At 53.0% G+C, this 20,705-nt stretch carries 19 protein-coding genes and 5 tRNA genes; 13 read left to right on the forward strand and 11 right to left on the reverse strand.

Annotated features, from left to right (window positions below):
- Positions 1 to 8 precede the first annotated feature (8 nt).
- The 4 genes from ACQKE4_RS11645 to ACQKE4_RS11660 all read left to right on the forward strand — a co-directional run bounded on the left by ACQKE4_RS11645 (position 9) and on the right by ACQKE4_RS11660 (position 946).
- Positions 9 to 84 (forward strand) — tRNA-Asn (locus tag ACQKE4_RS11645).
- A gap of 112 nt (positions 85 to 196) precedes the next feature.
- A tRNA-Asn gene (locus ACQKE4_RS11650) sits at positions 197 to 272 on the forward strand.
- Between the two features lie 67 nt (positions 273 to 339).
- Positions 340 to 415: transfer RNA gene (locus ACQKE4_RS11655), tRNA-Asn, on the forward strand.
- Between the two features lie 165 nt (positions 416 to 580).
- Complete coding sequence (locus ACQKE4_RS11660) at positions 581 to 946, forward strand: metalloregulator ArsR/SmtB family transcription factor (RefSeq protein WP_427388543.1); 366 nt, start codon at positions 581 to 583, stop codon at positions 944 to 946.
- A gap of 78 nt (positions 947 to 1,024) precedes the next feature.
- Here ACQKE4_RS11660 and ACQKE4_RS11665 read toward each other — a convergent pair whose 3' ends face one another.
- Positions 1,025 to 3,112: a carboxy terminal-processing peptidase gene (locus ACQKE4_RS11665; protein WP_427388521.1), complete on the reverse strand. Its 2,088-nt coding sequence runs from the start codon at positions 3,110 to 3,112 to the stop codon at positions 1,025 to 1,027.
- 138 nt (positions 3,113 to 3,250) lie between these two features.
- Here ACQKE4_RS11665 and ACQKE4_RS11670 point away from each other — a divergent pair, with 138 nt between their 5' ends.
- Positions 3,251 to 4,567, forward strand: a complete 1,317-nt coding sequence (locus ACQKE4_RS11670) for a M18 family aminopeptidase (RefSeq protein WP_427388522.1) — start codon at positions 3,251 to 3,253, stop codon at positions 4,565 to 4,567.
- A gap of 62 nt (positions 4,568 to 4,629) precedes the next feature.
- On the opposite strand, the gene ACQKE4_RS11675 is transcribed toward ACQKE4_RS11670, so the two are convergent.
- The 9 genes from ACQKE4_RS11675 to ACQKE4_RS11715 form a co-directional block, all read right to left on the reverse strand.
- Positions 4,630 to 4,706 (reverse strand) — tRNA-Met (locus ACQKE4_RS11675).
- A gap of 64 nt (positions 4,707 to 4,770) precedes the next feature.
- A complete protein-coding gene (gene ychF / locus ACQKE4_RS11680; RefSeq protein WP_427388523.1) occupies positions 4,771 to 5,862 on the reverse strand; it encodes a redox-regulated ATPase YchF in 1,092 nt (363 codons plus the stop codon).
- Positions 5,863 to 5,964: 102 nt separating this feature from the next.
- Positions 5,965 to 6,552, reverse strand: a complete 588-nt coding sequence (gene pth, locus ACQKE4_RS11685) for an aminoacyl-tRNA hydrolase (protein ID WP_427388524.1) — start codon at positions 6,550 to 6,552, stop codon at positions 5,965 to 5,967.
- Positions 6,553 to 6,707: 155 nt separating this feature from the next.
- Complete coding sequence (locus ACQKE4_RS11690; protein WP_427388526.1) at positions 6,708 to 7,349, reverse strand: 50S ribosomal protein L25/general stress protein Ctc; 642 nt, start codon at positions 7,347 to 7,349, stop codon at positions 6,708 to 6,710.
- Positions 7,350 to 7,445: 96 nt separating this feature from the next.
- Entirely contained in the window at positions 7,446 to 8,387 is a 942-nt protein-coding gene (locus ACQKE4_RS11695; RefSeq protein WP_427388527.1) for a ribose-phosphate pyrophosphokinase, read from the reverse strand.
- 92 nt (positions 8,388 to 8,479) lie between these two features.
- A tRNA-Gln gene (locus ACQKE4_RS11700) sits at positions 8,480 to 8,554 on the reverse strand.
- 90 nt (positions 8,555 to 8,644) lie between these two features.
- Positions 8,645 to 9,496 (reverse strand): 4-(cytidine 5'-diphospho)-2-C-methyl-D-erythritol kinase, encoded by an 852-nt coding sequence (gene ispE / locus ACQKE4_RS11705; protein ID WP_427388529.1) that lies wholly within the window; start codon positions 9,494 to 9,496, stop codon positions 8,645 to 8,647.
- 36 nt (positions 9,497 to 9,532) lie between these two features.
- Positions 9,533 to 10,183: a lipoprotein insertase outer membrane protein LolB gene (lolB, locus tag ACQKE4_RS11710; RefSeq protein WP_427388544.1), complete on the reverse strand. Its 651-nt coding sequence runs from the start codon at positions 10,181 to 10,183 to the stop codon at positions 9,533 to 9,535.
- Positions 10,184 to 10,282: 99 nt separating this feature from the next.
- Positions 10,283 to 12,139: a tetratricopeptide repeat protein gene (locus tag ACQKE4_RS11715; protein ID WP_427388531.1), complete on the reverse strand. Its 1,857-nt coding sequence runs from the start codon at positions 12,137 to 12,139 to the stop codon at positions 10,283 to 10,285.
- A gap of 256 nt (positions 12,140 to 12,395) precedes the next feature.
- On the opposite strand from ACQKE4_RS11715, the gene hemA reads away from it, so the two are divergent.
- The 6 genes from hemA to ACQKE4_RS11745 all read left to right on the forward strand — a co-directional run bounded on the left by hemA (position 12,396) and on the right by ACQKE4_RS11745 (position 18,823).
- Complete coding sequence (hemA, locus tag ACQKE4_RS11720; protein ID WP_290836938.1) at positions 12,396 to 13,709, forward strand: glutamyl-tRNA reductase; 1,314 nt, start codon at positions 12,396 to 12,398, stop codon at positions 13,707 to 13,709.
- Complete coding sequence (prfA, locus tag ACQKE4_RS11725; protein ID WP_427388533.1) at positions 13,706 to 14,794, forward strand: peptide chain release factor 1; 1,089 nt, start codon at positions 13,706 to 13,708, stop codon at positions 14,792 to 14,794. Before hemA ends, prfA begins: the two co-directional genes overlap by 4 nt.
- Positions 14,794 to 15,654 (forward strand): peptide chain release factor N(5)-glutamine methyltransferase, encoded by an 861-nt coding sequence (prmC, locus tag ACQKE4_RS11730; protein WP_427388534.1) that lies wholly within the window; start codon positions 14,794 to 14,796, stop codon positions 15,652 to 15,654. Before prfA ends, prmC begins: the two co-directional genes overlap by 1 nt.
- 169 nt (positions 15,655 to 15,823) lie before the next feature.
- Positions 15,824 to 16,324 (forward strand): Lrp/AsnC ligand binding domain-containing protein, encoded by a 501-nt coding sequence (locus tag ACQKE4_RS11735; RefSeq protein ID WP_427388536.1) that lies wholly within the window; start codon positions 15,824 to 15,826, stop codon positions 16,322 to 16,324.
- A 4-nt stretch (positions 16,325 to 16,328) separates the two neighbouring features.
- On the forward strand, positions 16,329 to 17,084 hold the full coding sequence (locus ACQKE4_RS11740; protein ID WP_427388537.1) for a HesA/MoeB/ThiF family protein: 756 nt from the start codon (positions 16,329 to 16,331) through the stop codon (positions 17,082 to 17,084).
- Positions 17,085 to 17,194: 110 nt separating this feature from the next.
- Positions 17,195 to 18,823, forward strand: a complete 1,629-nt coding sequence (locus ACQKE4_RS11745; RefSeq protein WP_427388538.1) for a methyl-accepting chemotaxis protein — start codon at positions 17,195 to 17,197, stop codon at positions 18,821 to 18,823.
- A gap of 88 nt (positions 18,824 to 18,911) precedes the next feature.
- Here ACQKE4_RS11745 and ACQKE4_RS11750 read toward each other — a convergent pair whose 3' ends face one another.
- A complete protein-coding gene (locus ACQKE4_RS11750; RefSeq protein WP_427388539.1) occupies positions 18,912 to 19,679 on the reverse strand; it encodes a class I SAM-dependent methyltransferase in 768 nt (255 codons plus the stop codon).
- 203 nt (positions 19,680 to 19,882) lie between these two features.
- Here ACQKE4_RS11750 and ACQKE4_RS11755 point away from each other — a divergent pair, with 203 nt between their 5' ends.
- Together ACQKE4_RS11755 and ACQKE4_RS11760 are read left to right on the forward strand one after the other, a co-directional pair.
- Complete coding sequence (locus tag ACQKE4_RS11755) at positions 19,883 to 20,155, forward strand: metallophosphoesterase family protein (RefSeq protein WP_427388541.1); 273 nt, start codon at positions 19,883 to 19,885, stop codon at positions 20,153 to 20,155.
- 89 nt (positions 20,156 to 20,244) lie between these two features.
- Positions 20,245 to 20,705 (forward strand): transposase (locus tag ACQKE4_RS11760; RefSeq protein WP_427388545.1); only part of this gene is annotated, 461 nt, incomplete at its 3' end.

A 20,705-nucleotide genomic window follows, 5' to 3' on the forward strand; every position in this document is an offset into this window, starting at 1 on the left:
TGAGCAGTTCCTCGATAGCTCAGTTGGTAGAGCAAATGACTGTTAATCATTGGGTCGCAGGTTCGAGTCCTGCTCGAGGAGCCAATATTTTTCTTGAAATTTAAGATAAATGGTTCTGCTTAAAGCACGATTGCTTTTGAAAAAAAGCTTTAAGAAAAGTTTTAAAAAACAGCTTTAGAAAAACAGCTTATGATGTTCCTCGATAGCTCAGTTGGTAGAGCAAATGACTGTTAATCATTGGGTCGCAGGTTCGAGTCCTGCTCGAGGAGCCAAGCCGTACTACTGCTAGTTTTTATTTTAACTACCTGTGCTTGATACGCTGTTCAGGTAGCGCATTATTCCTCGATAGCTCAGTTGGTAGAGCAAATGACTGTTAATCATTGGGTCGCAGGTTCGAGTCCTGCTCGAGGAGCCATTTAGTTTTCCAGTATTCTTCTATTTTCGATACTTTTTTCTTGCCCGCTGCTTAATAGCATTTGGGCTTTTTGTTGTGGCTGGCGTTTAGTATCCGAACGCATGGTTACTGTTGGCCTCTCCAGTGACGTAGACTAGATAAATAATCAATAAGTTTAGGAAGAGCATTGTGGGTAACGTAAACACACCGCAAGCCTTGCAGGTGTTTAAGTGTTTAAGCGATGAAACACGTTTGATGCTAGTGCTGCTGATTGCCCAGGAGCAGGAGCTGTGCGTGTGTGAGATGACCCATGCGCTGCAGGAGTCGCAGCCTAAAGTGTCGCGCCACTTGGCTCAGTTGCGCCAGTGTGGGCTATTGAGTGATCAGCGGGAAGGGCAGTGGGTCTATTATCGCCTTGCTCCTCAGCTCCCGGAGTGGGCGCAGGGAATTATCCAGGCCGGTAGTCGGGGAAGTGTCGTTCAATTGACGGCGCTCACCCAGCGCTTAACGAAAATGGGTGATCGGCCTGGTCGCCGTGCGGCGTTCTGTTGAAATAAGCGTTACTATGCAAAACGCCAGCCCTGTTTAAGGGCTGGCGTTTTTTTGCTTGATTGTTTAACGGCAGGCTAATCAGCGCTTAGCTGCCAACCGTTGGGTTTCCTTCAGGTGTGCATAGTCGAGGAGAACTTCCGCTGACTCTAGCACATAGGCTCTATCAACAGCCGTTGGGTCATCTTCTGTCGCGTCAGTTTCTTCTATTTCTTCGCTGTCATCCATCCGGGCATCCATCCACTCTTCCAGCTCATCAAGCCCCAGGGCGCGGCGGCGCTGGTTTTCCAAGGAGAGCTGTTCGGCTTCCTGGGCTTCCATTTCACGCTGACGCTGTTCGCGATTTAAGCTGACGCTGGTGTGCTGCTCGCGTAGCTGGCGCGCAAGTGTTGACTGGCGCTCCAGATAGCGGAAGTTGGGATTATCTTGCGCACGTGCATCGTGCTGCGCAATCAACTTATCCAGCATCGTTTCTGGTTCGCCATAGCGACGATATTGAACGTTCTGTACGGTATCCCACTCCAGGGCGTTATCCAGGCTGCTTTCGCCGATGCGCTCGGGGTCAAGTAGGCTTGGGAACGTGATATCTGGTTCAACGCCACGGTTCTGGGTACTGTCGCCCGAAATGCGATAGAACTTGGCACGGGTTAATTTGATCTGACCATGGCTAAGGTCATTGAGGGTTTGTACGGTGCCTTTGCCAAACGTAGAGGTGCCCAGTACGAGGCCGCGGCCGTAGTCCTGAATAGCGCCTGCAAAAATTTCAGATGCCGAGGCGGAGAGGCGGTTGACGAGCACACCTAGCGGGCCGTCATAAAGCGTACCGGCTTCGGTGTCACCATACAGCTGGATACGGCCTTGAGCGTCACGCACCTGAACGGTGGGGCCACGGTCAATAAACAGGCCAATCAGCGAATTTGCTTCCTGAAGCGCACCGCCACCATTGTTGCGCAAATCAAGCACGATGCCTTCCACGCCCTCTTCTTTAAGGCGCTCTATTTCGCGAGCAACGTCGCGCGTGGTGCTACGGTACTCTTCTTCTCCGGCTTGCCAGGCGTCAAAATCAACATAGAAAGTGGGGATGTTGATAACGCCAAGGCGATGGGGTTTACCATCGCGCTGGACTTCGATGACTTCGCCGTGCGCGGCCTGGTCTTCAAGACTGACAGTGTCCCGGGTAATTTCAACAGTTTGCGAGCGTGTCATATCCACTGCTTGAGCAGGTACGACGTCCAGGCGAACGATTGAACCTTTGGGGCCACGAATCAAGTCAACAACGTTATCTAGGCGCATGCCAACAACGTTGACCATCTCGCCATCTTCCTGTCCAACGGCAATGATGCGATCAGCGGGTTCCAGAACACCGGCGCGCTCAGCCGGGCCGCCAGGCACTAAGCTTGCGACTTTAACGTACTCGCCGTCAGATTGGAGTAGGGCGCCAATGCCTTCTAGCGAAAGGCTCATTTGAATATCAAATGATTCGCCTTGGCGTGGGGAAAGGTAGCCAGTATGTGGGTCAATACTGCTGGTAACCGCCGCCATTAGTACGCCAAAAACGTCTTCTGTTTCGGTTTGTTCAATCCGGGTAAGCTGGCCTTGATAACGCTGGCGCAGATTGTTTTCAATCTGCTCGTTGTCTTGGTCAGTTAATGCGAGGGTGAGCGCATCGTTTTTAAGCCGTTTGCGCCATAATTCGTCGAGTTCGCTTTTACGATTCGCCCATTGAGCGTCTTCACGATCAATTTCTAAGCGCTCATCACTATCAAACTCAAAATCTAGCCCTTCATCGAGCTGCGCCAGTAATGACTCTAGGCGAGCGCGTTGCCGCTGGCTAAAGGTGTCATATAAAGCGAAAGCGTCGTCCAGGTCACCGCTGAAGATAGCGTCTGCCATGCCGTTTTCGAGGTGACGATAAGGCTCGATATCGCCGCGTAGCAAATAGGCACGCTGACCATCAAGTATATCGAGATAGCGTTGGAAGGCATCCTGCGACCACGCTTCGTCAAAATTAATATCAGCATAGTGGCCGTAGCGGAGTGAATCCGCAATTTCCACTGCCGCCTGGCGTTGTTCGTCGGTCGGCTCTAGTTGCGCTAATGCGGCTGGGCTGGTAATAACCAGCATGACAGCCAAAGCGACCGAACGCGAAAGCGTTGCAAACAAGCTCATCAGTCAAGCTCTCCCGGATTTGTGTACACTCATTCTTCCCTAGACACGCATGTGACCCATGAGTTGCGTAGGTCGAGGGAGTATTGTAGCAGGTCACCTGCGCAATGAGGCTCAATCATTACAGTTATGAGGATTTCTATGTCCGACACTTTCAACGCTGATCGTTTAGCGCGCCTATGTGATTTCCTGCGTCAATCGCCTTCCCCATGGCACGCGACCAGTAATATGGCAGCACGATTGGAGCAAGCCGGTTTTCAGCGGCTGGAAGAGAAGGCAAATTGGCAGCTTGCACCTGGCAAGCGTTATTACGTTACCCGTAATGACTCAGCAATTATTGCATTTCAACTGCCTGCGTCGGAATTAACGGGGCTGCGTATGATTGGTGCTCATACCGATAGCCCGGGGTTGCACCTTAAACCTAACGCCACTCAACGCTCCGCTGGTTGGCTGCAGCTGGGGGTTCAGGTATATGGCGGTGTTTTGCTGGCGCCCTGGTTTGATCGTGATTTAGGGCTGGCGGGTAGGGTGCACGTGCGTCACGCTGATGGTCGTTTGGAAAGTGTGCTGCTTAATGTTGACCGGGCAATTGCCACGGTGCCAAGTCTAGCCATCCATCTTGATCGTGATGTTAACAGCGGTCGTCCGATTAACCCGCAGACACAAATGTCGCCGGTGTTAATGCAAAGCGATACCGCCACGCTGCCTGAGTTATTAGTGCAGTGGCTTAAAGAGCAACATGATTTAAGCGACATTGAAGTAGTAGATTTCGAACTCGGTTTTTACGATGTTCAGCCGCCATCACTGGTAGGCGTTAAGCGTGAGCTGGTAGCGAGTGCTCGGTTGGATAATCTGCTCTCCTGCTTTATTGGTCTTGAAGCGCTGCTAGCCTGTGATGGTTCACAAGGGGCTATGTTAGTCGCCAATGATCATGAAGAGGTAGGCAGCGCCAGCGCTTGTGGCGCTCAAGGACCCTTCTTGGCCGATGTGCTCAAGCGTATTAACGCACAGGTGGGCAGAGGGAGTGAAAAGGGCAGTGAAGAGTCGTTGATTCAGCTTGTTCAGTCGTCGCTGATGATCTCTTGTGATAACGCACATGCGCTACATCCTAATTTTCGCGATAAGCACGATGAGCGCCATGGCCCGACGATTAACGGTGGTCCGGTCATTAAAGTGAATGCCAGCCAACGTTACGCCACCAATAGCGTTACAGGCGCGCTATTTCGCGATGTCTGTCGCGAGGCAGATGTGCCAGTACAATCATTTGTGACGCGTGCAGATATGGGTTGCGGCAGCACCATTGGGCCGATTACCGCGACGGAAATAGGCGTGCCTACGATTGATGTCGGCGTGCCTCAGTGGGCGATGCACTCGATTAGGGAAACGGCAGGGACTAAGGATGTGGAGTATCTAACCCGCGCATTAACACGCTTTTTAAATCGCGCGACATTGAGTTAACGCTAGTTGAGCTAGAAACAGAAAGCCCGCTGACAGAATCAGCGGGCTTTTCGATATAAGCTTGGTGGCTACGCCCTGATTTGAACAGGGGACCCCATCATTATGAGTGATGTGCTCTAACCAGCTGAGCTACGTAGCCTTTCAACGGGGGCGAATGATACTGGCAATGCCCTCAGCCGTCAATGCTTTATTGCTGTTTCCGTTTACACATTAAAACGGAAATGCACTACATCACCATCTTTGACAATGTATTCCTTGCCTTCAAGGCGCCATTTGCCTGCGTCTTTGGCAGCCTGTTCACCGCCTAATGAGACAAAGTCATCATAGGCAACGACTTCCGCGCGGATAAAGCCTTTCTGAAAATCGGTATGGATGACACCGGCCGCTTCAGGTGCGGTAGCGCCTTCTTTCACTGTCCAGGCGCGCACTTCTTTAACGCCAGCGGTAAAGTAGGTTTGCAGGCCTAGTAGCGAGTAGCCTGCGCGGATAACGCGGTCCAGGCCAGGCTCCTCCATGCCCATCTCGCTTAAAAACATCGAGCGCTCTTCATCGTCCAACTCGGCGATTTCGGCTTCCAACTGATTGCATACCGGCACTACTAGCGCGCCTTCTTCGGCGGCGATCTCGTTAACAATATCCAGATAGGGATTGTTTTCGAAACCATCCTCGTTAACGTTAGCAATGTACATCGTCGGCTTAAGGGTTAAAAAACCAAAGCTCTTCACCTGACGCTGCTCTTCTTCGCTTAGCCCAAAACTACGCAGCGGGAAGCCTTCCGCAACATGGGGTTGAATGCGATCCAGAATCGCTTTGGTCGCAATCGCATCTTTATCACCGCCTTTGACCGAGCGTACCAGGCGCTGGCTGGCTTTTTCGACGGTATCAAGGTCGGCAAGCGCAAGTTCAAGATTGATTGTCTCAATATCAGCGCGTGGATCGACCTGATTGGCGACATGGATAACGTTGTCGTTATCAAAGCAGCGCACTACGTGGGCAATCGCTTGCGTTTCGCGAATATTAGCTAGGAATTTATTGCCCAAGCCTTCGCCTTTGGATGCCCCGGCGACTAAACCTGCGATGTCGACAAACTCCATGGTGGTCGGCAGCACTTTTTGCGGCTTGACGATCTCAGCGAGCTTATCAAGACGCGGGTCGGGCATCGGGACGATACCGACGTTCGGTTCGATGGTACAGAAGGGAAAGTTTTCTGCATCGATGCCTGACTTGGTCAAAGCATTGAATAGTGTGGACTTACCGACGTTGGGTAGACCGACGATGCCGCAATTGAAACCCATAAAATGTTCCTGAGAATAAGGTGATAGGGCGTAAAAGTAACCGCTATTCTACGAGATGAGCTAGCCGTCATCTACCGGCTTGCTTAGCCAGTGCCGGCAGGTTTAGTCAGGCTTAAGGCTATGTAGCTGATTCATGGCTTTGGCCCAGTCGCCATCGAGAGCCAACGGTAACGTTGCTAAGCACTCATCTAGCGCACGAACAATGCCTTCTTGCTCGGCTTTGCCGGGCCGACCCAACACATAGTTCGTCACCTGACGCGCCTCACCTGGATGACCAATGCCGATCCGCAACCGGTGAAACTGCTTCTGGTCGCCTAAGGCGCTAATAATATCGCGTAAACCATTATGGCCGCCGTGGCCGCCGCCAGTTTTATAGCGCGCCTGGCCGGGGGGCAGATCAAGCTCATCGTGGGCCACCAGTAAATTTTCTGGGCTTAGCTTGAAGAACTGACACAAGGCTGCCACTGCGGCACCGCTGCGATTCATGAAGGTAGCGGGGTTAAGCAGGTGTAGCTCATGGTTGCCCATGCGTGCTTTTGCATAGTGGCCGAAAAATTTCTTTTCCGGACGCAGTTCTGCATGGGCACTGCGTGCGATAGCGTCTACCAGCCAGAAGCCCGCATTATGGCGTGTGGCTTCATACTCTGCACCTGGATTACCTAATCCAATAATGGCCATTACCTGGCTCATCTTCCCACCTCCAGCAAATTTCCAGGAGAAATTTTGATCGCGCGTTTGTGTTGCTCGCAAAAAAAATCAAGCGCCGAGGCGCTTGATCTTAACATCAGTTTAGCATTACCTGGGTCATGCAGGCATGGCCCAGGTAGGGTGCTAAGCAGGATGGCTTACTCGGCGCTGGCGTCTGCTCCACCTTCGCCTTCACCCTCTTCATCTTCCTCAACGCGTACTTTTACTTTAGTAATGTTGAGAATGGCGTTGTCGTGCTCTTCACCGTGAGACAGGTCAACAGAAGTGACGCCGGCTGGCAGGGTAAGGTCAGACAAGTGCAGGGTGGTGCCAAGTTCGACCTTGCTGATGTCGATTTCCAAGAAATCAGGCAGGTCTTTTGGCAAGCAGCTGATTGCAATTTCATTGGCCAGTACGTGCAGTTCGCCGCCTTGATCTTTAATGCCTACGCATTTCTCTTCACCGGTCACGTGCAGCGGCACGTTGATGGTGATTTCGTGAGTAGCATCAACGCGCAGGAAGTCAGCGTGAGTCAGCAACGGTTTGAACGGGTGACGCTGCAGGTCACGAACAACCACTTGCTCTTCTTTGCCGTCGATCATCAGTTTGATGACTGAGGAGAAGAAAGACTCGTCTTCAATGGCTTTGTAGAAAGCAGTTTTTTCTACAGAGATAGACTGTGCGCCTTTCTCACCACCGTATACAACGGCAGGTACTAACTGGTTCGCACGACGCAGGCGGCGGCTCGCACCTTTCCCCAGGTCGTTACGAACGCTGGCTTTCAGGATAAAATCAGACATGGAATTGCCTCTTAGTTTAAGTAAGGAATACGCCGAAGACCGCGACCAGACGACGGCGCTTCCGTGGCCCCAAAAGGGGGCTATATCGTCAGGCGATTAGTGGAACATCGCGCTGACAGATTCTTCGTTGCTAACCCGGCGAATTGCTTCTGCGATCAGGCCGGCAACGCTCAACTGGCGAATTTTTCCGCTACGACGAGCAGTGTCAGAAAGCGGGATAGTGTCGGTCACCACCACTTCATCCAGTACGGAGTTGGTAATATTGTCGACGGCCGGGCCGGACAAAATCGGGTGTGTTGCGTAAGCAACCACGCGCTTGGCGCCATGCTCTTTTAACGCTTCCCCGGCTTTGCACAGTGTGCCTGCGGTGTCGATCATATCGTCGACAACAACGCAGGTACGGCCTTCGATCTCACCAATAATATGCATCACCTGGGCTTGGTTAGCCTGGGGGCGACGCTTATCAATAATGGCGAGATCAGCATTTAACTGTTTGGCGATGGCGCGGGCACGCACAACGCCGCCCACATCTGGCGAGACAACCACGAGGTCGCTGTAATTCTGACGCTCAATGTCATCAAGCAGAATGGGGGAGCCGTAAACGTTATCAACCGGGACATCAAAGAAGCCCTGAATCTGATCGGCATGAAGATCCATGGTCATCACGCGGTCAACGCCGGCTTTGACCATCATATCGGCCACTACTTTAGCGGAAATCGGCACTCGAGCAGAACGCACGCGGCGATCCTGGCGGGCATAACCAAAGTAGGGCAATACTGCTGTGATACGAGCTGCTGAAGCGCGACGCAACGCGTCGACCATCAGAATCAACTCCATCAAATTATCGTTCGTCGGTGCACAGGTGGACTGTAGGATGAAAACATCCTTGCCGCGCACGTTCTCATTGATCTCGACTGCGATTTCGCCGTCGCTGAATTGACCCACCGTAGCGTTACCCATACGGCTGTCTAAGCTCTCGGCAATTTTTTGAGCGAGTGCGGGATTGGCATTCCCAGCAAAAACCATCAATTTTGACACGCGCAGCCACCTTTGCAGTGATATGGATCGGGGGAGAAAACGCAGATCATACTTAAACCATGTGTAAAATAGGCCATGTGTAAACACTAGGTTGGCTGGGGTACCAGGATTCGAACCTGGGAATGCCGATACCAAAAACCGGTGCCTTACCACTTGGCGATACCCCAACAATGGCCTATTGCGATGGCCAGACGTTTTCAACTGCCCAGAGCGGGGCTAAAGTTAATAGCCCAGAGCGGGGCTATTAATAGTAATAACTAATAGCCCAAAGCATCATGTAGGGGAGAGGTGTTGAGGCCGCGTGCCACCCATGTTGACCAGCGTTGACTTGCCAATTGAGCGATTGCTTGTGCTTGCTGCTGTGTCTCGAAAGCGGCAAATAAACAAGCGCCCGTGCCGGTCAGCCGACTGGGTGCATGCTGTGAAAGCCAGTGAAGGGCATCCGCGATTGGCGGATAGCGTTCCTTTACTACGGCCTCACAATCGTTACGCCACTCCGGTGCTCCCCCCTGCAGTGCGCGCGCCATAGTAATGGGGCGGCTGTCACGTGTCAATTGCGGGTCTTGGAAGAGACTAGGCGTGGAAACGCTAATGCCAGGGTGGATAATCACAAACCACGGTGTATCTAAGCTGACCGGGGTGAGCTGTTCGCCAACGCCTTCGCCCCAGGCGCTATGGCCATGTACAAAGACCGGGACATCAGCCCCTAGCGTTAGCGCTAGCTGGGCTAACGCATCAAGCGAGAAATTGAGTCCCCAGAGGCGATTGAGGCCAACCAGAACAGTGGCCGCATTAGAGCTGCCACCGCCCAGGCCGCCGCCCATGGGCAGCTGTTTTTCAATCGATAGCGTCGCGCCTAAGTGAGTGCCACTAGCGCGTTGCAATAAGCGGGCGGCACGCACAATTAAATTATCATCGTGGCTGACACCGCTAACCTCACTCGTTAAGTGAATAATTCCGTCATCTCGGGAAGCGAAGGTGAGGTAGTCACATAGATCAATGATCTGAAACAGCGTCTGCAGCGTGTGGTAGCCGTCTTGTCGACGGCCCACAATATGCAACATACGGTTTAGCTTAGCCGGAGCTGGAAGCGTTAGCGGTGCGGTCATTCAGGTTCTCTTAGATCTTCTCTAACTCGCTTTGCGCTACTCGCCGGTAGCTTGCCATTGATTGACGACGAGCGTAATGCGTACATCTTCGTAGTTCATGACCATGCGGCGCGGCAGCCACAGGTCTTCAACTCTCTCCCAGTCGCGATAGTCGATTTCCCAGCCGTCTTGAGACAAGTGGCTCGGGAAGCCGAATTCGTCGGTTTCAAGCTGGTAGCTATTATGCTCGCCCGGTAAGCCACGAACCCAGTCGGGCATTGCGCTGACGGGCAGCGCCCAACCAAGCTGCTCTTCCATCAACGCTTCGGGGGTTTCTGCCTCAAAGCGGCCATCACTATTCGATAGCGAAAACCGCCCTTCGCGGCCTTCTAGCACGTTGCGGCCACCGCCAAATGGCCCGCTGATTAGCATACGGAAGTAGTGGGGGTGCTGGTTCCAGTCCAAGTTAGCGCTGATATTCTCTTGAGGCGTGCGTAAACCCGCTTTACCGACCATTGTCCAGGTGTCAAAGGCTTCAACATCTGCCTGTTGGCGCTCCCACTGGCCTGCTTGGCGGCCGCTTTCATCCATAGGCGCTTGAGACGCACAGCCAGCAAGAAACAGCAACGCGATGCTCGCAAGCAGCAGGCGGGAAGGCCGATACGAAGAGCGGCGTGCAGATAACCAGCGCGGTGAAAAGGACGTCATTGTCAGCATAAACAGGCTCCATGTTCAGTGATCATTATCGATTAATAAGTAAGGGTAACATTATCGATGCCTGGGCTGTTCCAGACATCACGTTCGGTGTTACTCATAAGGCGCATCTATTGGTGACACTCCTTCTGGGCTTAGCTCAGGGTGGCGCTCAAGTAGGTCATCAATTTGCGGATGTTGGTTTGTGCGTTGCATGAAGCGTTGAAGCAGTTGGCGGGCTTCATCGCTGCGGCCCAATGCCTGCAGTACTTCGGCTAAGTGGGCGGCCACTTCCTGATCGGGTAGTTGAGCGTAGGCGCTTTCCAGCCATGGCAATGCTTCTTCGGGTTTGCCTAGGCGAAAGTACACCCAGCCCATGCTGTCGAGCACGGCGGGATTATTAGGTGCCTGCTCGTAGGCGCGTTCAATAAGTTCAAAAGCCTCTTCTAAACGACCGGGTAGATTTAGATCAGCCAGCGTGTAACCCAGCGCATTGAGCGCCTCGGCATTGTCCGGCTCAGTGCGTAGCACTTGTTGTAAATCACTTTCCATACCGGCAATGTCGCCCATTTCCCAGCGGCGCATAGCGCGCATATAGAGCAGAGAGGTGTCATCAGGGGTTCGCGTAATCTCGCGATCCAGGAGCGTACTGGCGTCCTGCTGTTGATTCATTTCGTTCAGCAGTTGTACTTCAAGCATGACGAGCTCGCTAAAGTAACGATCAAAGCGCATGCGCTCAATGCGCAGGAACGCGCGGGCATCCAGCAATCGGTCATCTTCAATCAGCATCTGCGCTGCTGTTGCGCGGGCCGATAAAAATTCATTGCCCTCGCTTACTTGGCGGTAATAGAGCAGGGCATTGTCAATGTCGCCCTGAGACTGGGTAATTGCACCGAGCAAGTAGTAGGCCAAATTAGGCACATTGGGCTGGCCTATCAGCGGCTGTAACAAGCGTTGCGCGGGCTTAGGGTGGCCCTCTTCCAGGTACAGCTGGGCTAGTGCCAAACGCAGATCTTGGTTACCGCCATGGCTTTCCAGTAGGGCGTTGGTTTGAACCTCAGCAGCACTGATATTATTGAGGCGAATTTCCGCCTGTGCCAATAGCAGAATAAAGCGTACATCGTCAGGTGCCAAATCAAGGCCCTGTTGGGCCGCGCGCTGAGCTGCTGTGTAATCATCTACCTCAAGCGCCAAACGTGCTTTGACTAACCATAACGATGCTGATTCGGGATCTAGTGCTTCGACTTGATTAAGCCGCTGCTGGGCAAGCGTTGTTTCGCCAAGGGCTGCTTCAATTAATGCGGTTGCTAGCAACACATCACTGTGGTGTTCCAACTGATTGGCGTCAGGGCGTGCCAAGTGGTCGCGTAATTGCTGCAAAATCAACGTGAGTGGTGCCTCTTCTGCTACCGCAATTTCAGCAAACGCAGCGACGTCGCCATGGCCACCTGATTCCACAATATCAAGGCGCTGTTCAAGACTGTCGAGCCAGTCACCGCGCTGCAGTGAAAAAGCTGCCAATAGGCGGTTCGGTGCCTCAGCTTGAGGAGCAAGCTCGCGCCAACGTAGCGCAGAGGCTTCAATTAATGAAACTTCATTGCCAAAGCGTGCCGCGAAGGTAGCGCGTTCGGCTAATGCGGGTTCGTTGTAGCGCTGCGCCGCTTCAAGATAGCCTTTGCTTGCAGAGCGATAGTCGCCGCGCTGGCCAGCCAGCTCAGCACCAAGCAGTGTACTAAGCCCTGCGGCATCAAGCCCGCGGGTGATGGGAGGGGCCGTGCGCATTGGGTCATCGGTCCAGGCGCTAAGCGGGCCACCTTGCATGTTGGGAGATGCTTGGCAGCCGCTTAGCAAAAAGGCAGAGGCGGCCACGGTTAACAGAGCCGAACTCCGTAAGGTTGCGCCCAAGCGTGAAAAACCCAGTAATGAAGAACCCAGTAATGTAGAACCCAGTAATATGGAGCGAGGTCGCATGCGTCTCTCAATTAGGTGGCCGAATGCTCAGCATAGCGGCTTGCCTGCCTGCGGCAAAGTGGTGTGAGCCAGATGATAGCCTGCTGTGATAGAATGTTCCTCCTTGAAAAAGTGGTCAGCAATCTTTATGCATACTTACTATGCACTGCTTGAGCCACGCAAAAGACTTGTTTTAGCAAGCCCTAATTGACGGTGCAGCCGCTTACAGACTGGCGGTTGACGAAAAGTCCGACACACTAGCGAAGACGCATAACGCATGACGCTTCTTGCCCTGGGAATAAATCATCGTACCGCCAGCGTGGCCGTGCGTGAGCAGGTCGCCTTTACGCCAACGCAGCTTGAAACCGCGTTGATCGAATTGCGCAACCTGCCACAAATCAGTGAAGCGGCGGTGCTATCCACCTGCAACCGTACCGAGCTTTACTGTGTCACAGATGCGGCTGGCGAACAGGCGGTATTGAACTGGCTCGGACGCTTTCATAATTTACGCGTCGATGAGCTGGCTCGTTGTGCCTACCATTATTTAGACAACGATGCGGCGCGCCATTTAATGCGCGTCGCGGTTGGCCTAGATTCTATGGTGCTGGGCGAACCGCAGATTCTAGGCCAATTGAAAGACGCTTATCAGCAGGCGCGACAATCAAAAGGCTTAGGTGGTGAGTTAGAGCGCCTATTTCAGCATACCTTCGCGGTGGCCAAGCAGGTTCGCACCGAAACCGGTATCGGTAAAAATCCCGTGTCAGTGGCCTACGCGGCGGTCAGCATGGCTAGCCGTATTTTTGATGATTTTGGTCGTGCCCGTGCACTATTGATTGGTGCCGGTGAAACCATTGAGCTAGTTGCGCGCCATTTACACGAAGCTGGCGTTCGCCAGTTGACCGTTGCCAATCGCACCCGTGAGCGAGCCGAACTGGTGGCCGGGCCTTTAGGGGGAACGGCGATTACTCTGCAAGAGATCCCCGACGCGCTTGAGCATGCCGATATCGTGATCTCCTCTACCGCATCGCCGTTGCCTATCTTGGGTAAGGGAATGGTTGAACGTGCGCTTAAAAAACGCCGCCATCGACCGGTGTTTATGGTGGATATTGCGGTGCCGCGGGACATTGAGCCCGAAGTGGGCGAATTGGCCGATGTCTTCCTCTACACCGTGGACGATCTGGAAGAGGTGATCCAAGAGAATCGGCGCCACCGTCAGGTCGCCGCTGATCAAGCCGAGTCATTGATTGAGCATGGTGTTGGCAGTTGGCAGCATGAACGTCGCATTCGTAACGGCGGTGAGCTGATCCGCGATTACCGTCATCATGGCGAAGCGCTGCGCGATCTTTCTCGTGACCAAGCTTTAGAGCGATTAGCGCGCGGTGAAGACCCTGCTAAAGTCATTGAACGTCTGGCACATCAACTGACGAATCGGCTGCTCCATCAGCCTACCCAAGCAATACGCGATGCGGCTTCTGAAGAGCACCATGAATTGCTGAATGCGGCTCCGCGCCTACTATTACCTGTTAAACCTGCTTTCGAAACCACGCCTGCGCCCACGGTTAACCGCCAGAAGGATGATACGCCCGCATGAAAGAGACTCTGCGCCAACGCTTAGACAGCTTTACGGAACGCTTTGAAGAGCTTGCCATGCTGCTGTCTGATCCTGAAGTGATCAATAACCAGCAGCGCTTTCGTGACTACTCTCGGGAATATGCTGAGTTAGAAGAGCTTGTGGCCGCTTGGCAGCGCTATCGTGACGTCGAAACCAATATGCAAGAGGCCGAGCAGCTAAGCCGCGATAGCGATGCTGATATGCGTGAGCTGGCGGAAATGGAGCTTAGTGAAGGTCGTGAGCGATTAGCGGAGCTTGATATTGAGCTAAAACGCCTGCTGGTTCCCAAAGACCCTGATGATGGCCGGGGGGTGTTTTTGGAAGTGCGTGCCGGCACCGGTGGCGACGAAGCGGCGATTTTCGCCGGTGACTTGTTTCGCATGTACTCACGTTACGCCGAAAAACGTGGCTGGCGAGTTGAGGTTGTCAGTGCCAGCCATGGCGAGCAGGGCGGCTATAAAGAGATTATTTCCCGGGTCAAAGGCGATGGTGTTTACGCACAGCTGAAGTTTGAATCCGGTGCTCACCGGGTACAGCGCGTACCTGCAACCGAGTCCCAAGGGCGTATTCACACGTCAGCCTGCACGGTGGCGGTCATGCCTGAAGTCGATGACGTTGGCGATGTCGATATTAATCCCTCGGATTTACGTGTTGATACCTACCGCTCCAGCGGTGCGGGTGGTCAGCACGTAAATACCACCGACTCTGCAATCCGCATTACCCACTTGCCGACGGGCGTAGTGGTAGAGTGCCAGGAAGAGCGCAGTCAGCATAAAAACCGCGCTAAAGCGATGTCGCTGTTGGCCGCGAAGATTAAACGCAACGCCGTTGATGCGCAGCGTCAAACCCAAGCTGATGCCCGCCGTTCACTGGTGGGCTCGGGAGATCGCAGTGAGCGCATCCGCACCTATAATTTTCCGCAGGGAAGAATCACCGATCACCGCATTAACCTGACCCTCTATAAACTCAATGAAGTGGTGAGTGGCGAACAGTTGGATGATGTGATCAGCCCGCTGATTCACGAGTATCAGGCAGAACAGCTCTCAGCCCTTCAGGACGCCTAATGTCGCTTGACGCGCTGCTTAAACAGGCTACCCAGCGCTTGCAGGCGGCAGGCTCAGCGTCGCCTCGTATTGATGCTGAAGTGCTGCTAAGCCATGTACTGGGGCGTGATCGCACCTGGCTTTACACCTGGGGGGATAAAGCTTGCTCGCTATGGGAGCAGGCTCGCTTTGATGCGTTAGTGGCGGCGCGTGCCCAAGGCACACCGGTTGCCTACCTGACGGGTGAACGCGAATTTTGGGGGCTGCGTTTAGCCACCGCGCCTGAAACGTTGATTCCTCGTCCAGATACCGAAACAGTGGTTGAGCTTGCACTTAGCCGAGCGACCTTATCGAGCGGTCGCCTGCTTGACCTTGGTTCCGGCACCGGCGCCATTGCGCTGGCGTTTGCCAGCGAGCAACCCCGTTGGCAAGTCGTTGGCGTAGATGTGCGCGAAGAGGCCGTTGCCCTGGCCAGTCGAAACGCTAAGAGTCTAGCAATCACGAACGCCCAGTTCCTGAAAAGCGATTGGTTTAGCGCGTTGGAAACGCTTGAGGAAGCAGATAGGCGTTTTGAAATTATTGTCAGTAATCCCCCTTATATCGCCGCCGACGATCCCCATTTAGCCGAGGGTGATGTGCGCTTTGAGCCTCGCTCAGCGTTGGTCGCTGACGCTGATGGCATGGCCGATTTACTGCATCTGGTGCATACCGCCCAGCACTACTTGGTTACCTCAGGTTGGCTGCTGCTTGAGCACGGTTATGCGCAAGCGGATAAGGTACGCGAAGCACTCACAAGCGCGGGCTATCAAAACGTTGAAAGCGTACGTGACTTAGGTGGACATGAACGGGTTACTCTAGGGCGCCTAATAACAGCCACTTAGACTCACAAAGTTGGTTCAATAAGCGCTAATGTTAAGGGCATTTTAATAACTAACTGATTGGAAATTGTATATAAATGGTCTGTAACGCTGAGCTATTTAATACAACCTTTAGCAAGGGGCTCGCATGAAGGACTCTGGCATCAAGGGCTCTGACATCAAGGACTCTGGCATGAAACCTAAAAATAGAACGCTGGACCGTATCGACCTTAAAATTCTGCGCTGCTTGCAGGAAAATGCGCGTATTTCTTACGTAGACTTGGCTTCGGAAGTAGGCTTATCCACAACCCCTTGCCTTGAACGTGTTAAGCGTTTGGAGAAGGCGGGCATTATTCGTGGCTACCAGGCAATTCTTGACCCCCGTGCCCTAAAGGCCAATTTGTTAGTCTTTGTTGAGATTAGCCTGGAAACGCAATCCCCGGCGGTATTCGATGAGTTTCGTCGTGCCGTTGAGAAACTTCCTCAGATTCAAGAGTGTCACTTGGTCTCAGGCCAGTTCGATTACATCTTAAAGTGCCGTATCCCCGAAATGGCCGCCTATCGACAGTTGTTGGGGGATGTGGTCTTGACGCTACCTGGCGTTAAAGAGTCAAAAAGCTATGTAGTGATGGAAGAGGTGAAAGAGAGTTTTAGCCTTCACATCCCCGATTTCGAGGAATTTGAGGAAAAGTAAGCCGATGATGGATGACCAGGCGCTGCTGCGCTATAGCCGCCAAATCATGTTGCCTGAGGTCGATATCGATGGCCAAGAGCGCCTTCTGAGGGCTCATGCACTTATTGTCGGCGCGGGCGGCCTGGGTTCTCCCGCAGCGCTCTATCTAGCGGCGGCTGGGGTAGGGCGGATCACTATAGCCGACGCAGATCAGGTCGAGCTTTCCAATCTTCAGCGCCAAATCGCTCATCAGCAAGCCAGCATTGGATTAAATAAAGCCCGCTCTGCCCAGGCCAGCATGCAGGCACTAAACCCGCATTGCCACGTTATTGCGTTAGATCAACATATGCAGGGCGATCAGTTGGAACAATTGGTCGCCTCAGCGGACGTGGTGCTGGATTGTACGGACCGTTTCTCAAGCCGCTATGCGGTGAATGCCGCTTCACAAAAGGCAGGGGTACCACTGGTGTCTGGCGCGGCCATTCGCTTTTCAGGTCAGCTAGCAGTATTTGACCCCCGTGATGTTGAGTGCCCCTGTTATGCCTGTCTGTATCCTCCTGATGAGAGTGGCGATGAAGCGCTTAGCTGTTCAGAAAGTGGCGTCATGGCACCGTTGGTTGGCTTAATTGGCTGCTTTCAAGCGGTGGAGGCTTTCAAACTGCTAAGCGGGGCAGGCACTGCACATCGTGGGCTTTCCCTATTTGATGGTTTGAGCGGCCAGTGGCGACACTTTCAAGTGCCTCGTGACCCCCAATGTCCGGTATGCGAAAAGCGTAGTTAATGTCATGGCTTGTTATACATAAGTCTCAATTTGGCTATGTGACACTCCAGTTTGCTTTACCTTCGCCGATACCTTACTGAATAACTTATAAATGTTAAGGGATCGATAGGATGAAGCATCTCTCTATTAAATGGAGCCTAACGGCAGCGCTAGCCTTGTTGGTATTAATGATAGGGTTAATCAGTGGGTTAGGGTTTTATGCAAATCACAACAGCTCGCAAGCATTGGAAGAACTGACCGCCACCAACGTGCGGCTTACGAACCTGGCCAATCGTACCCAGGTGCATGCGTTACGTGCACAGATATTTCTAGACCGTTCTGCGAGTTATAGTACCCAAGGTAATCCAGAGAAAGGTGAAGAGAGCCGCGAAATGGCGGTAGAGGCCGTCGCTGCTTCACAGAGGCGCATGGAGGAGTTTCGTGCAGTATCCGTTAGCCCTGAAAGTACGCTCGCTCCTTATCGAGAGGCAATTATCAGCGCGTACGATGCCTATGTGATAGAGGGTATTACGCCATTACTTGAAGCTCCTCCTTTTCAAATTCAGCGTAGCCAAGACGCGCTAGCGTCGTTAAGCGCAGAGCTAGATGCCTCTATGAGTGGCTTTGTTGCCTATACCGAAGAGCGTGGCACAAGCGTGCTTCTGCAAGTTAATCATTTAGCGAATATTATTGGCGTGATCGCTATTACCTTGTTATTGATTTCATTAGTCGCGGCAGCAGTAATCCGATGGGCAATGATGCGTAGCGTGGTATCGCCTTTGAGAGAAGCAAGTGAACATTTCGCGCGTATTGCTGATGGTGACCTTACCGGTCATATTCAAGATCGTGGTCGCAACGAAATAGGCCAACTCTTCAGTGGGCTATCGGCTATGCAGGAGAAGTTAAAGGCGTTAGTGGTTTCCTTACGCAGCAGCAGTGAGCGGGTGTTCAGTGGGGCGGGTGATATTTCTGTCGGCAGCCAGGATCTCTCATCGCGAACCGAGCAGCAGGCGTCAGCATTACAGCAAACTGCCTCCAGCATGGAGCAAATGTCGACGACAGTGAGTAAAAATGCTGAAACGGCTCAAGAAGCAGATCAGCTTTCGGTAGCCGCGTCGCAATCGGCGGAAGCGGGTGGTGAAGAGGTCGAGCGAACCGTACAATTAATGCGCGATATTGCGGCTAGCGCGCGCCAGGTAAATGACATTATTGGCGTCATCGACTCTATTGCTTTTCAAACTAATATCTTGGCGCTTAATGCCTCTGTCGAAGCGGCACGTGCAGGTGAGCAAGGGCGTGGCTTTGCGGTAGTCGCCAGCGAAGTCCGTTCGTTAGCGACGCGCAGCGCCGACTCCGCTAAAGAGATTCGCAGTTTGATTGAGCAAACCACCACGAAAATCAACGGTGGTGCCGAACAAGCCGAGCGCAGTGGGCAGACGATTCATCAAACGGTAGACGCGATTCGCCAAGTCACTACGTTGATGGGGGAGATTTCCACCGCAACCCGCGAGCAGAATGGTGGCATTGAGCAGATCAATGCAGCGCTAACGGAAATGGATTCAGTGACCCAGCAAAACGCCGCCCTTGTGCAGCAAACCAGTGCAGCCGCAGGTGCATTAGAAGATCAAGCCCGTGAATTGTCAGGCTTAATGGCGACCTTCCGCATTAATGAGGGTGCTTCTAGCCACGTAGCACTGCCAGCGCAAACAAAAGCTGAACAGTCTAAAAAAGTCACTGCCGATGAATGGGATGCGTTCTAACGGCATATAAAAAGACCGCCGACGGTAAAGAGTTATTATCGTCGGCGGTCTTTTTTACACATGGCTGATAACGCTACTTTGATAAGCGCTAGGCGCGAGCTGAAACGCGTAGCCGCACATAGTCGGCTGTCCAATTACCTTGCTCGTCTCGCAAGCTGTGGCCTAATAGGGTTAGCGTGTTCTCTAAAACGGCTTCACGCACGTCCTCATCAAGCCCATGTAAGAAAGGGCTGGCAAAGGTTTCTAGCCATCCAATCATACCGGTAGGTAGAGGCGTTGGGCGCGGTATTAGCTCGATGGTTTCTATTTTAAAACCCACAGTTTCTAACAGCTGGCCGTACTCGGTGGTGGTGGGGAAATACCAAGGGTGACGGCCTCTAACGCTAATGCCCCTGAATTGAAGCGCTGCGGTAAGGGCTGTGCAAATAGCCGCCACATTGCCATGACCACCAAATTCCGCAACGAAGCGTCCGCCGGGCTTTAAAGCTCGTTTAACGCCTGCCAATACCGCCTGTGGGTCGAGCATCCAATGCAGCGCCGCATTACTAAAGACAGCATCAAATTCGCGGTCAAAAGGTAATTGATGACCATCAACTACGCGTGCGGTCACACCACGCTGACGCGCCGCATTTACCATATCTTCTGAGGCGTCTACTCCAAGCACATTTGCGCCTAATTGCGCGAGACGCACTGTTAACGCACCGTCTCCACAGCCAAGATCCAAAATGCGTTCGCCGGGTTGGGGAGCCAACAGCTTGACGACTTCACTGCCAAGCTTAGGGACAAAATTAGCATTTTGGGCGTAGCCATTGGCATTCCACTCTTGCCCTGGCGCGTTTGAAGGGGTATTGGTCATAGCTGCTTCCTGGCGTCGTTATTATTCCATCAAATATCAGGTATAAAATTATTGCCATAACAGTATAGCGTGCTGCTGCTTAACTTATTAGATAGACAATGAAAAACTAATGGATGACGAAGGGGCTACCTATCTCTTAGCCCAAATATAACACTATCGGAAGGTAATGTTCTCAGCGCTATATGAGAACGAGGAGGGTGTTAATGAGCCTAATAGTACCCTGTTATATGATCGGGTCACCCATAGGAGTCATTGCCGATACCCATGGATTACTACGTGATGAAGCACTGGAGTTGCTGGAAGAGTGCGAGTTGATCCTACACCTGGGTGACGTAGGCAATAAAGATGAAGATAAGGCAATCATTGAGCGCTTAACAGCAATGGCCCCCGTTCACTGTGTGCGAGGAAATATCGATACAGCGGATTGGGCGGAGAGCTTGCCAATGCACCAAGACATCATCCCGGCTTATTCATGAGGCAGGCCTGAAAACGAAGATAGCGGATGGTATTCTCTATAAAAATCAGTGCATTCCGCCAAGAATCTGATTCAAGAGGACCATCCGCTATGGGTGAAAGCATATCTCCCTGGATTCCGACCTGCAACGGATCTATACGCGTTGAGCTCGACGGCCAACGCACCACCAGCGACAGCGGCGCTTTGCTGCTGCGTGAAGCCCTCGACAACAGCGGCGTGATCGACGCGCTGGAGGATAACTTGGTCGATAGACGCAACCCACTACGTATCCGTCACTCCCTGGCCAGTCAGCTGCGAACGCTGGTGCTGCAGCGCGCGATGGGCTGGATCGACCTCAGCGATACCGACACGCTGCGCCGTGACCCGCTCTGGCAACTGGCCTGCAGCGATGCGCGCGGCATGACGCCATTGGCTCAAGATCGGCCCTCTCAAGCCACATTATCGCGGCTGCTGGCGTGTCTCGGGCGTAGCGACAACATCGATGCCGTACACGAAGGCCTGCTGCGACTGGTGGTCTGGCGTCTGACCTCGCTGGAGAAGGGCAAACGCCC

Source organism: Halomonas sp. NPDC076908 (assembly GCF_050269715.1).
In the GTDB taxonomy this organism is placed as follows: domain Bacteria; phylum Pseudomonadota; class Gammaproteobacteria; order Pseudomonadales; family Halomonadaceae; genus Vreelandella.